Raw genomic sequence first — 12752 nt, 5'->3', positions numbered from 1 at the left:
TAAAAAGGCCAGCTTAATGCTGGCCTTTTTTATATTCTTTTTTTGTATTGCTAAACTTTTAAGCGCTCAATTATAGTGTCACTGGCCTGCTCTATCATTTCAAGAACCTGTTTGAATCCTTGTACACTGCCATAGTAAGGATCGGGTATTTCTTCTCTTTCTACACCACCAACAGGTAGAAAAAGCGCCAGTTTATGAGCATGCTCTGCAGGGCAATGCTTCTCTAAGTAGGCTAGGTTTTTTTTATCTGACGCCAATATTAAATCACACTTAACAAAATCTTTATCAGCAACCTTACGTGAACGAATACCTTTGAACTTATAGCCTTTCTCTTCAGCTATTCTAATCGCTCTGGGATCTGGTTTATCCCCCTTGTGATATCCAGTAGTACCTGCTGAGTCAACTTTAATCTTTAACTTACTTTGCTTTAGTTTTTCTCGTAATACCGCTTCTGCTGTGGTTGAACGACAGATGTTTCCCATGCAAACAACCAAAATAGATTTTACACCCGCAATTTTTTCCACAATCAATCCTATAAAAAAGGGCACGTTATGTGCCCTGTGTTGCTTAGTTGAAAAAGCCACCTAGACTGTCGAGCAATTGCTTACTGTCTTCGTTATCGCCCAGTGCTTTTTTAAGTTCTTTGTTCACGGCTTCTTTTGCCTGTCCTTCAAACAACTTTTTCATATCCAGGTTAATTTTAGGCTCTGACCAAGAACCTTTAACATTAATCGGTATATCTAGACCAGCCAAATCATTTTTAGAACCTTGCCCTTCTAAGCTCGCGACAACTTTGGTAACGAAGCTAAAATCTAGACTTTCTTTGATTAAGTGAGTATTACCTTTGCCATCTATTCTCAACAGCGGCGAAGACATTTGCATTTTCTTAACCGTAGCTACTGATTTACCTAATTGGGTATTAATTAACAGTTCACTGAAATCTGTTTTCTGCTCTTCCTTAGCTTGTTGTTTATCTCCGCCCTTTATTGAAGCTTTAGCACTGCGGATCATTTGCGGAATATTCACACCATAAACAGCGCCATCGGTGAATGTAGCATTGACTGGACCAGATATTTTTTGTTTAACCGCTGTAGGAGTTAAACCGACACCTTTAAGATCCAAATCGACATTTAGTCCGCCAGCGATGTATTCAAAACCTGCGGCATCGGTTAATAAGGGTCTTGCTTGTACGCTACTTAGCGTAGCTGTCATTGAATAACTTGCTATCGATTTTTGAGCATTTACAACCGCGTTACTCAACAATTTACCACCGTACAAATCAGCACTTAACTCTTTAAGGCGCAAAATACCTTTATTAATGCTCACATGCTGTTTGATATTCTCAATGTGTAATTTTTCGTGCTGTAACTTAGTGATTCTTAATACACCATCTAGATTAACCGTTTTAAGGGCGCTGAGATCTGGCTCTTGCTCAGGCTCACTGTTACTTGGTGTAGGTGATTCGCTCTCTGCTTTGGCTGTATCAGTGCTGCTTGAGCCAATAAAGTGGGCGGTATCTAAAAGCGGGATAGTGAAATCAAACTTAACTAAGGGTATCTCGCTTAATACAACGCTACTGCTACCGTTAATTTTTGTTTTACCATCTATATCCACCACCAAATTGCTTAATGCAGCTGTTTTTGCGTTAACTACATAAGCTAAATCAAAGCCAGTTTGTATATTCATCGCACCATTGGGTATAGCGGCACCTTGCAAAGATAAGCCGTTGTTTACCCCCTTTAGCGCGACTTCACTAAAGTCATTGGCAATAAACAGTAAGCCTTCTGCTTGTTGCTCAACACTCATCTCTCCATCAGTAAACATTAAAGAAAGTGCGAATTTGTTGTCTGCACCTAACTCTAGGCCTTCTAAAGAAAAGTTAACCGGTCCAAGTTTCAGCGTTTTGTTTTGTTTTAAATCTATAAGCTCAACGTTGGCATCAACCACGTTTATACCAGACAAGCTTATGTTCCAATCGCTTGGCGCGGAAGCCCCCGAATCAGACTCATTACTTGGCTCTGGATCAGATTTGTCAGCGTTAGTGTCAGACTGGGTTAAATCATCTAAATTGGTACTGCCATCGGCATTAGTTTGGTGACGTAAACGTAATCCCTGTAGAGAAATGTCACCTACCTCAACGCTTTTACTGAATAACGGCATTAAGGCAACAGACATCTCTGCACCTACGATAATGAATGTATCACCTTCACCAAAGTCTGGGTGGTCCAATAAACGCACTTTACCCAGTTCAAAACCAATACTGGGGAAAAAGCGCCAGCCCAAATCACCCTCGATCACTAACTCTCGGCCAGTCGCCTGTTTCGTTTTATCAACTAATAGTTGTTTTATATCGTCGGTATTTACCAATGAAACTGCAATAACTACGGCTACAACCAGTGCTGCAACTACAATGACCACACCATATAGCAACTTTTTCATAATTTTCCCTATTAACAAAGCTGTTGAATAATATGCAATTTATCTATAAATGATAATCGAGATCTGCTAGCTTTGCTTCGCTTTTAGCCAGCTTTCATTTTAATTGGTTTAATTCTAGTGAGTTGGTGTTAGCTAAGACGCCAATAAATGGCGAATTTTTGCGTTAATAATATCAATAGCAATCCGATTTTTTCCACCTCTTGGCACAATCACATCGGCGTACTGCTTAGACGGCTCGACAAACTGCAAAAACATTGGACGAACAGTGGTGTTGTATTGAGACAACACTGAATCTAGAGTTCGACCGCGCTCTTTAACATCGCGCTGAATACGTCGAGCTAAACAAATATCTAAAGGTGTATCTACAAAAATACTAATGTCTAGCTGCTCTCTAATAGCAGGGTCTGTAAACAATAGAATCCCTTCTAAAACCACAATTTTTGTAGGTTCAACCGTTTTGGTTTCGTCCATTCGGTTATTAACTTTATAACTGTATTGTGGCTGCTGAATCGCCTGCCCTTGTTTGAGCTGTTTTAAGTGATTAACCAGTAATGCGTGATCCATTGATTTGGGATGATCATAGTTGGTTAGCTTACGCTCTTCAGGCGTAATGTGGCTCTGATCGTTGTAATAGCTGTCTTCGTTAATCACAGCAATACAATCATCGCCCAACTCATTACGAATGTCGTTTACGATAGTTTGAGAGAAAAGGCTTTTGCCAGAGGCCGATGCCCCAGAAATGCCTATAACCACAATATTGTGATCTTGATTTTTCATAGAATTAACCTGGTACTTTTGCCGCAATTATAGGTGCTAACAAAGTATTAGTCATTACGGGAATAGCATGAAGCAAGATAATTAATCGCAAATTCGTAATAGTTGTTCCATAAGCGCTACGCTACTAGGCATCAACTGTCGCTTAGGGTAATATTGGCAGCCTTGAATCACCTGTTAATTGACTGAGCTTACAGTAGATCACATGACAAACGAACAACGCAAAATCCTGGTAACCAGTGCCTTACCTTATGCTAATGGTCCTATTCACTTAGGCCATTTACTGGAATATATTCAAACCGATATTTGGGTTCGTTTCCAAAAACTTCGCGGCAATACTTGTACCTATGTTTGTGCCGACGATGCACACGGTACGCCTATCATGCTAAAAGCTCAGCAAATGGGGATCACCCCGGAAGAAATGATCAATCAAGTTCAGCTTGAACACACCGCTGACTTTAAAGAATTCCATATAGAATTTGATAACTACCACTCAACCCATAGCCCAGAAAACCAGACGCTATCGGAAGATATTTACAACAAGTTGAACCAAGCTGGACATATTAAAACACGTACCATTTCTCAGTTATTCGATCCTGAGAAAAACATGTTTTTGCCTGACCGTTTTGTAAAAGGCACTTGTCCTAAATGTGGTAGCGAAGATCAAAACGGCGACAACTGTGATAATTGTGGTGCTACTTATAGCCCAACAGACTTAGTATCGCCTAAATCAGTTATTTCTGGTGCCGAGCCTATTCTTAAAGATTCAGAGCATTACTTCTTTGACTTACCAGAATTTCAAAACATGCTAAAAGATTGGACCGTCTCTGGCTCACTCCAAGAAGAGATGTCTAACAAACTTAATGAGTGGTTTGAACAAGGTTTACAGCAGTGGGATATTAGCCGTGATGCGCCCTACTTTGGGTTCAAGATCCCGGGTACTGAAGACAAATACTTTTACGTTTGGTTAGATGCACCTATCGGTTACATGGGCAGCTTTAAAAACCTATGTGATAAACGTGACGATTTGGATTTTGATAACTATTGGAACAAGGATTCAGACGCCGAGGTGTACCACTTCATCGGCAAAGATATTATTTACTTCCACAGCTTATTTTGGCCCGCCATGTTAGAAGGTGCTGGTTACCGCAAACCTACTAGCGTTTATGCCCACGGTTATGTCACCGTTAATGGCGCAAAAATGTCTAAATCTCGCGGTACCTTTATTAAAGCGCGAACCTATTTAGATCATTTAAACCCAGAATATCTGCGTTACTACTACGCCGCTAAGCTTAATAATCGTATCGATGACTTAGATTTAAATCTAGAAGACTTCGCACAGCGAGTTAACTCAGATTTAGTAGGCAAGGTTATTAACATTGCCAGCCGCACCGCCGGCTTTATTAGCAAGCGCTTTAACGCTACCTTATCTACTCATGTTAGCAACCAAGCTTTACTTGATGAGTTTGTAGCCGCTGAACAAAACATCGCAGCCTTATACGAAGGACGTGAGTTTGGTAAAGCTATGCGCGAGATTATGGCCTTAGCCGACAAAGCCAACCAATATATTGCAGAAGAAGCACCTTGGCAGCTTGCAAAAAATGAAGACACACTAGAACGTGCTCACCAAGTATGTTCAATGGGGATTCATTTATTCCGGGTACTGATCACTTACTTAAAACCAGTACTACCAGAATTAACCGCAAAGGTTGAACAGTTCTTAAATGTAGAACTTAAATGGGCTGATATCGGTAATACCCTTGTAGGCCATGAAATTCAAAGCTTCAAAGCCTTAATGCAACGCATTGATATGGCTAAAGTAGAAGCCATGGTTGATGCCTCTAAAGATAATTTGGTTGCTGCTGTACCAGCCAAGAATCAGGAACAGAAAAAAGCTAAAAACACGACTAGTGAATCAACGATTGAACCTATTGCCGACACAATCAGCTTCGATGAGTTTGCAAAAATTGATTTGCGAATAGCTCGTATCGTTAAAGCCGAGCACGTAGAAAAAGCAGAAAAGCTACTGCGTTTAGAGCTAGATATTGGCACTGAAACTCGCCAAGTATTTGCAGGTATTAAGTCTGCTTATGCGCCAGAAGAGCTGGAAGGCAAGTTAACCGTTATGGTGGCAAACCTAGCGCCAAGAAAAATGCGTTTTGGTGAATCTCAAGGTATGGTGTTAGCCGCTGGACCTGGCGGAAAAGATATTTGGGTGTTAAGCCCCGATGATGGCGCCCAGCCAGGTATGCGAGTAATGTAAATTTAAAGGCGCCAATTGGCGCCTTTTTTAATAGCTAGAAAAATCGTTATAACTGGGTTTGTCTATTACTATTATCTCTTGGCTAACAACACGTTCAACCTTTGAATAAGGCGACGCTATTGGCAAATGCTCCAATAACTGCAATAAGGCTACCTCACTGCCTTCCGCTACCACTTCAACATCACCATTAGACAAATTTTTTGCATAGCCACATACTTTTAATTCATTCGCCTTAAGCATTACATGGTATCGATATCCAACACCTTGCACTTTACCCTCGGCCAGTGCTGTTACGCGTTTAAGCTCTATATCAACCCATCAATGGTTTTGCTTCACTCATAATGGCAAAATCAAACCCTAGCGCGTCAACAGGAACACTCTCTAGTGGTACATTACAGTGATCTAAATCTAAACAAAAATAACGTTGTAACTGATATTGAGCATTCAGCAGCTCGACTTCTTCAAAGCCAAACTGGCTTAAGGTCCACCGCAGACGCTCATCGCGACAATTACAAATTAAACTGAGTAAGGTAAAACCTTGCTTAAGCGCGTAGCAACGCGCCCAGTCCACCATCAATTTTGCTAAACCTTTCCCAGCGTAGTCCCTATTCACGGTGAGTTTATGCATGAATAAACTTTCTCGTCTCACCTCAGGTGCTACATCTATAGCGCCACTGCGATTATTTAGAATCATTGCTGCAACCGGTTTGCCAGCTATGTAGCCCATATACATTTCGTCTAAGCGGTGATTAGCTAGCAAAGAATGAGGGGTAATTTGATGAAACTTCCAAAGTGGTTCGCCGCGAGATTCAAACCAGCTTGCTGCTTCCATAAGCAGCTCACAGAACTGATATAACTCTATACTAGAAATTGCACGCACGACCATATTGGTTGCCGTTTCCGATGACATATCAACTCCCTTGATAAACGTCTAAACTGCGACAGGTGACCAGTTGTGAATAACATGTTACACATGATAAGCTAAAGTTAAAAGTGCCTTTACTTAAAATAAGTCTCTTATTCGCTAAGCCATTCGGCCTCTTGCCAGTATAAAAACCAGCAAGAACGATAGTTTTCCAAATCAAGTCCTAGAAACTGAGATTGTGCTGACAAAACTCATCGGTGAATGTTCCAATCTATGGTTAATGGCTCTGTGATAATTATTTACGTTAATCACTGAATAAACACCTTAGAAATGCGATAATTTGGGAAAATTTACACAGTGCTTCGCTCGATTATTAGGCGAGCCGAAACCAATTAGGAAACTCGATGGATTGCTGCAGTCAACCGGGGCTTATGCCGATAGAGCAAGCTAAAACAAAGCTTGTAGACGCTGTTTCACTAAAAACGACAGTCGAGAATGTAACACTAGAAAATGCTTTAGGACGAGTGTTAGCTGTTGATATCACATCACCTTTAAACATCCCTCCGTTCGACAATAGTGCTATGGATGGTTACGCCATCGCAGCAGATCAACTGCCAAGCAATAAAACGCTTCCTTTAAGTCATAAAGTGTTTGCGGGTGATACTCGAAATCTCGCTTTAGAAGCTGATCATTGCGTGCGAATTATGACTGGCGCTCCTCTCCCACCGGGTTGTGATGCAGTTGAAATGCAAGAAAATACACGGGTAGAAGGCAATTCAATCATATTCGAACAAGCCATTAACAAAGGCAAAAATGTTCGACTGATGGGTGAAGATGTAAAACAGGGACAAGTGGTTATCACCGCCCAAACTCGCCTAAACAGCAGCCATATTGGGCTGTTAGCCACACTCGGCATTGATAAAGTTAAAGTACAAAGTAAACTGAAAGTAGCTTTGCTATCGAGTGGTGACGAGCTCGTTCAGCCAGGTAATCCACTTCAACACGGTCAAATATACGATAGCAACCGATTCGCTATTCGTGCCCTTCTCGAAAAGTTACCTGTTGATATCATCGATTTTGGAGTAATTGCAGATGACAAACAATTAGTCGCGGAAGCGTTTATTAGTGCAGACCAGCAAGCAGACATTGTTATCTGTAGTGGCGGCGTGTCGGTTGGTGAAGCAGATTACACCAAGTTAGTGCTGGATGAGATCGGCGACATTGGCTTTTGGAAGCTAGCGATAAAGCCCGGTAAACCATTTGCTTTTGGTAACTTGTCAGATTCTTACTTTATTGGCTTACCCGGCAACCCGGTGTCGGCTTACGTAACTTTTTATAAGCTGGCGATGTTAGTTATTGCCAAAGCGACTGATTGGCAGTACCGAGAGCCTTTAAGCCTACAGGCTATTTCATTACAAGATTTTAGAAAGTCACCAGGGCGCACCGATTACCAGCGAGGCTTTGCTAGCATAAATGATAAAGGCGAGCTGCAAGTAACGTCAACTGGCGCCCAAGGCAGTGCCATCTTTACCAGCCTCACCCAAGCCAACTGTTTTGTGGTACTAGAGCAAGATAGAGGTAGAGTAAACGCAGGCGAAATAGTCAATATAGAAATGTTTGCCGAGCCTATTCTATAAGTCTCGTCGCAACTAAAATTGGTTATGTAACTTAACAGCCTTATGTAACAAGTAAACAGATTGATTCACTTGCAAACATAAGGCTTGTTGAGCGCTTGGGGATATGGGTACTGAGAAGGTTAAGCCTTCCAATTCAACTTCAATTAAGCAACTCAGTTCGGTGAGCGTTATTGCCAATACTTTTGCTAACCATTGGTTTTGCGCACTGCAGTTTTCTACAAAAGACTTAGCGATAACAATATTGCTCGGCTTAAAACCCACCAGGTGGGTATCTTCTGATAAATCATTAGCGCTTTCTGCTAATAGATATTGCTCGCCAAATTTGAACCAACGCCAGCCAAGATCGGCCTTTCGTTCAGCAAGAGCAACTTTTAGCACCAAGGTTTGCTTATGTTGATCATTGAAACGGTTGATAAGTTGTAAACTGTCTCCCAATTCACAGGGTTTATTGGGTTCGACAAGCAAGACTTTATCACTAAAAAAGATTAAATCCTCAGGATTGTGAGACACCATCAAGCTAGCTATGTTGTGTTTTATCAGCCAAGCTTTTAAGCCTTTTAGTAGTTTCGTCGCGCTGCCTCTATCTATCGCCGACAGTGGTTCGTCTAGCAGCAATAGTTTAGGCTTTGTTGCTAGAGCTCTAACTAGCGCCACTCTTTGAGCTTGCCCTCCAGAAAGCTGATCGGCCTTTTTATCTAATAAAGGCTCCAATTCAAACAACTTAAGCAAATAACCTAAATCAGCACCGTTGATGCGGCTTGATAACTGGATGTTTTGTTTAACACTGAGGTGAGGGAAAAGATGGCTGCCCTGAGTGACAAATGCTAAGGGACGTTGATGTGAACTGAGATTAGTGTTTCGATTAAACCAAGGTTGTGACGCGAAAATGATATCTCCACAGCGAGGAGGCTCAAGACCGGCCAACACTCGAAGCAAGGTTGTTTTCCCTACCCCTGATGGACCAAACACTCCACATAATAAAGGTAGCTGAGTCGGTTCTATTTTTAGTGAAAAGTTATCACGTAAGTACTCAAGATTAAAACTTAACACCTATGCTCCCTACTCGCTTCTTTGAAGCAGAGAACGTATAAGTTAATAACAAAGCCACAAATGAAAAACCTAACAATACTAAAGCTAAGCGATGCGCAGCGGCAAAATTGAGGCTTTCTACGTGGTCAAACAAGGCAATCGCGATTACTTGTGTTTCACCAGGAATATTGCCACCAATCATAAGTACCACACCAAACTCACCCAAGGTATGTGCAAAACCCAAGACCATCGCAACGATAAAGCCATTTTTGGCTAAAGGTAGCTCAACGGCTAATAGTTGTTTCCACCTGGGCATTCGTAAAACCTTGGCCGCGTCGAGCACACCTGGTTCAATTTGTTTAAAAGCACTTTGAATGGGTTGAACGACAAAAGGCAAAGAATATAAGCAAGAGGCAAATACCAACCCAGAGAAACTAAAAGCTAACTGACTACCAGTAAGCGTTAGCCACCACTGGCCCATAATACTGTTCGGCGCAAAGCTAATCAGCAAATAAAAACCCAATACGGTAGGTGGTAGAACAATAGGTAATGCCACAATGGCTTCTATTACATGTTTAATCTTGCGTTCGCTTCGAGCCAGCCACCATGCTAGCGGAGTGCCAACTAGCAACAAGATAAAGCAGCTCAAAGAAGCGAGCTTTATCGATAAAACAATGGCTTGTATTTCAACGTCGGTCATTGATTAAGGTAACAAATATCCATTTTCTTTGATGATAGAGTGTGCGGCTGAACTAGACAAGTAATGGTAAAAATCAACAGCTTGCGATTTGTTTGTTAGTAAGGCCATATTTTGGGTTACCGCTGGATGCCTATTTTTAGGCACTACCCAGAAAGACCCATCTAAATCGGTCTTAATTGAACGAGCAACAAAACCAGCTTTAACATTACCAGTAACAATAAATTGATACACTTGAGATACATTGTTAGCCAGTATAATTTTTTGTGAAGCGTTTTTCTCACTAACCAATTGCTGAGCCGCGGCACCGTAAGGTGCTAATTCAGGGTTGGCGTAAGCAAACGGTTCCGACCATTTGTTCCAAAGGGCTTCACCTTTAACGAACTCACCATTTTGATCAGTAAACTGTGGCGCCCAAAAAACTAACTGTCCCACAGCATAGGGTTTCTGTTTTATTGCGTGCTGCTCATTAACCAACTGTTGTGGTCGAAGATCGTCGGCAGAAAAGAATAAATCAAAAGGAGCACCGTGTTTAATTTGATTGTATAAAATACCTGTTGATGCACTAGAAATACGATACGTAAACTGAGTATTAGTGAGCTGATAATCTTTCGCTAACGCTTCTGCAGTGGTCTTAAAATTAGCAGCAACCGCTATCGTTACCGGTTGAGCTTTCACAGTGCAGCTCAATAATAGAAAAAAAGAAACTAGCAGTTTTACCATTTACTTTTTGCTTCTAAATCAGATTCTCGAGCATCTAACCATGTGTCGTTATTATTCGTGCGCTCTTTTTTCCAAAAGGTGGCTTGAGTTTTAAGATAATCCATAATGAAATGGCAAGCTTCAAACGATGCTTCTCGGTGAGCACTGTTAACCCCAACAAACACAATTTGGTCACTCACATCTAAATCACCAACACGATGAATCACACTAGCATCTTGAATAGGCCAACGTTGCTTGGCTTGCTCAACAATGGCTTCTAACTGAGACTCCGTCATTCCCGGATAATGCTCTAAATGTAAACCTTTAACTTGTTCGCCTAAATTCATGTCTCGAACTAAGCCAACAAAAAATACAATTGCCCCAGCGCTAGCGCGATTACGTAGCGCTTGGTACTCATCACCCACATTAAAGTCGTCAGTTTGAACCCGTATCATTTAACCGCCCGTAACCGGTGGGAAAAATGCCACTTCATCACCATTGGCTAAGCTTTTAACATCGCTAATGTGCTGTTGATTAACCGCCATCAATACCGAGGAATCTCCTAAAATCGTCCATTGTTCGCCTTTACTTACTAGCTCGGCTTTCAATTGAGTAGTATTACTGCCCTCTGCTAACTCAAGACTAAGGTTAGAGTAGCCTAACTGCTCTTTTAATCGAGCAAAAAATAACACTTTTACCTGCATATTTTCACCTTATGCCTCAGTACTAAAAGAGCCAGACTTACCACCGTGTTTTTCTAGTAGCTTGAGATCGGTAATAACAATGTCTTTTTGAATCGCTTTACACATGTCGTAAATCGTTAAGGCTGCAACGCTGGCCGCTGTTAACGCTTCCATCTCAACACCTGTTTGCCCTTTCAGCTTGGCGGTACTTATCACCGTGATCACACCCGCGCTTTCATCTAGGTGCAACTCTATAGTCACTTTGCTTAGCATTAAAGGGTGGCATAAAGGTATCAGCTCTGAAGTTTTTTTAGCGGCTTGTATCCCAGCAATACGTGCACAAGCAAATACGTCACCTTTGTGTTGCTCACCATTAACTAAGCTAGCGACTGTTTGCTGATTAATATTAACTCGTGCCTGAGCTTTAGCAATTCGGTTAGTTTCAGCTTTATCGGAAACATCTACCATAATGGCTTCGCCAGAAGCATTAATATGGGTAAATTCGCTCATTACTTTTGACCTATGTGTGGAACAAAGTTACACGGCTTATGAGTACTATTTAGTTGCTCTAGCAGTATTTTTTGCCAAGCAGTTTTACAAGCATTGGTAGAGCCAGGCACGCAGAAAATAACGGTTTTATTTGCGAAACCACCTAATGCGCGACTCTGCACCGTTGAGGTACCGATCTCGGTGTAAGAGATATGACGAAACAACTCACCAAAACCTTCAATGTCTTTATCAAATAGTACATGAACGGCTTCGGGTGTATTGTCACGAGTAGTAAAACCAGTGCCGCCAGTAGAAATAACGCAGTCAATGTTTGGATCAGCAATCCAGTTACTTAACACTGCTCGTATTTGATAAATATCATCGATGACTATCTTTTTATCAGCGAGCTTATGTCCAGCATCGGTTAATGCTTCAGCTAAATAACGGCCCGAGGTATCGGTTTCTTCATTGCGAGTATCGGATACCGTTAGCACTGCAATATTTAAAAAGGTTTGAGTATCATTAGCCAAGTGGCTCATGGTTGTTCTCCGCTAATATGTTTAATCATTTGCCATTGCTCAGGCGTGTTAGTGTTCACCAAAGTGTTAGTAAACGCCTCAGAAAATTGAACGGCTTGGGCATTAATAAGTGTTAAAAGGGCTTTAATCGAGCGTTGCTTTGCCTCAGGCCTAGCAAGTACCTCATCAATGCATTGAATCGTAGCTTGATTTACTTCAAGAACTAAAGGGAATACGCTTGAGCGGCAATAGTAGCTTTGTTTATTTGTCTCATACAAAGAGAGCAAATGTTCAATAACGCCATCGCTTAACAAAGGCATATCCACAGGAATGAACACACATGCCTCACACTCCAGCGTTTTTACGGTGCTTTTTATGCCTGCTAACGGCCCGAGCGATTTCGCTTCATCTGCAATGCATTCAAATCCGCTATAACTGCCACTCACAAATACACTGCTTTGCAATACTGCACTTAACTGAGCAACTTTAGCTGCTAGCAATGTTTTACCTTGCCAATCAAGTAGCGCCTTATCAGTACCCATTCTGCGAGACTGGCCGCCGGCCAATATTACACCTTGGATAGCTTCTGGTGATTTACTTTGCATTATCTCGTATAGAAACGACTTAGTAGGCCTAATAATGCCTACTAAGTGTTG

15 protein-coding genes are annotated in these 12752 nt (G+C 41.6%); 2 read left to right on the top strand and 13 right to left on the bottom strand.

From position 1 onward, the window contains the following. Nucleotides 1-50 precede the first annotated feature (50 nt). From Q4549_RS02000 to udk, 3 genes are all read right to left on the bottom strand, one after another. Entirely contained in the window at nt 51-524 is a 474-nt protein-coding gene (locus Q4549_RS02000) for a low molecular weight protein-tyrosine-phosphatase (protein WP_137672888.1), read from the bottom strand. 43 nt (nt 525-567) lie between these two features. After that, on the bottom strand, nt 568-2439 hold the full coding sequence (locus Q4549_RS01995) for an AsmA family protein (protein ID WP_303552832.1): 1872 nt from the start codon (nt 2437-2439) through the stop codon (nt 568-570). A gap of 132 nt (nt 2440-2571) precedes the next feature. Further along, a complete protein-coding gene (udk, locus tag Q4549_RS01990; protein WP_137672890.1) occupies nt 2572-3216 on the bottom strand; it encodes a uridine kinase in 645 nt (214 codons plus the stop codon). Nucleotides 3217-3418: 202 nt separating this feature from the next. Between udk and metG the strand changes: the two genes are divergently transcribed. After that, complete coding sequence (gene metG / locus Q4549_RS01985; protein WP_303552833.1) at nt 3419-5476, top strand: methionine--tRNA ligase; 2058 nt, start codon at nt 3419-3421, stop codon at nt 5474-5476. 27 nt (nt 5477-5503) lie between these two features. Here metG and Q4549_RS01980 read toward each other — a convergent pair whose 3' ends face one another. Next, on the bottom strand, nt 5504-5761 hold the full coding sequence (locus tag Q4549_RS01980) for an acylphosphatase (protein WP_303552885.1): 258 nt from the start codon (nt 5759-5761) through the stop codon (nt 5504-5506). Nucleotides 5762-5786: 25 nt separating this feature from the next. After that, the gene (locus Q4549_RS01975) at nt 5787-6386 is read right to left on the bottom strand and encodes a GNAT family N-acetyltransferase (protein ID WP_137672893.1); all 600 of its coding nucleotides are present in this window, start codon (nt 6384-6386) and stop codon (nt 5787-5789) included. Between the two features lie 359 nt (nt 6387-6745). Between Q4549_RS01975 and moeA the strand changes: the two genes are divergently transcribed. Then, complete coding sequence (gene moeA, locus Q4549_RS01970; protein WP_303552834.1) at nt 6746-7978, top strand: molybdopterin molybdotransferase MoeA; 1233 nt, start codon at nt 6746-6748, stop codon at nt 7976-7978. A 12-nt stretch (nt 7979-7990) separates the two neighbouring features. On the opposite strand, the gene Q4549_RS01965 is transcribed toward moeA, so the two are convergent. Genes Q4549_RS01965 through Q4549_RS01930 form a run of 8 tightly spaced genes read right to left on the bottom strand, consistent with a single transcriptional unit; the run spans nt 7991 to nt 12701 of the window. Next, the gene (locus Q4549_RS01965; RefSeq protein WP_303552835.1) at nt 7991-9028 is read right to left on the bottom strand and encodes an ATP-binding cassette domain-containing protein; all 1038 of its coding nucleotides are present in this window, start codon (nt 9026-9028) and stop codon (nt 7991-7993) included. Beyond that, on the bottom strand, nt 9015-9707 hold the full coding sequence (modB, locus tag Q4549_RS01960; protein ID WP_303552836.1) for a molybdate ABC transporter permease subunit: 693 nt from the start codon (nt 9705-9707) through the stop codon (nt 9015-9017). The genes Q4549_RS01965 and modB overlap by 14 nt, the downstream gene beginning before the upstream one ends. Nucleotides 9708-9710: 3 nt before the next feature. Next, nucleotides 9711-10382, bottom strand: coding sequence for a molybdate ABC transporter substrate-binding protein (gene modA / locus Q4549_RS01955; RefSeq protein WP_303552837.1), 672 nt, complete (start codon nt 10380-10382; stop codon nt 9711-9713). A gap of 38 nt (nt 10383-10420) precedes the next feature. Continuing rightward, nucleotides 10421-10861, bottom strand: coding sequence for a molybdopterin synthase catalytic subunit MoaE (gene moaE / locus Q4549_RS01950; protein WP_303552838.1), 441 nt, complete (start codon nt 10859-10861; stop codon nt 10421-10423). Further along, on the bottom strand, nt 10862-11110 hold the full coding sequence (gene moaD, locus Q4549_RS01945; protein WP_303552839.1) for a molybdopterin converting factor subunit 1: 249 nt from the start codon (nt 11108-11110) through the stop codon (nt 10862-10864). It lies immediately after the preceding gene. A 9-nt stretch (nt 11111-11119) separates the two neighbouring features. Beyond that, the gene (gene moaC / locus Q4549_RS01940) at nt 11120-11599 is read right to left on the bottom strand and encodes a cyclic pyranopterin monophosphate synthase MoaC (protein ID WP_303552840.1); all 480 of its coding nucleotides are present in this window, start codon (nt 11597-11599) and stop codon (nt 11120-11122) included. Continuing rightward, nucleotides 11599-12117, bottom strand: coding sequence for a molybdenum cofactor biosynthesis protein B (gene moaB / locus Q4549_RS01935; protein ID WP_303552841.1), 519 nt, complete (start codon nt 12115-12117; stop codon nt 11599-11601). The genes moaC and moaB overlap by 1 nt, the downstream gene beginning before the upstream one ends. Continuing rightward, complete coding sequence (locus tag Q4549_RS01930) at nt 12114-12701, bottom strand: molybdenum cofactor guanylyltransferase (RefSeq protein ID WP_303552842.1); 588 nt, start codon at nt 12699-12701, stop codon at nt 12114-12116. The genes moaB and Q4549_RS01930 overlap by 4 nt, the downstream gene beginning before the upstream one ends. Nucleotides 12702-12752 lie beyond the last annotated feature (51 nt).

This window comes from Agarivorans sp. 2_MG-2023, assembly GCF_030548085.1.
GTDB lineage: Bacteria > Pseudomonadota > Gammaproteobacteria > Enterobacterales > Celerinatantimonadaceae > Agarivorans.
Note: the sequence above shows the minus strand (reverse complement) of the source record. Positions and strands in the feature narration are given on the sequence as shown.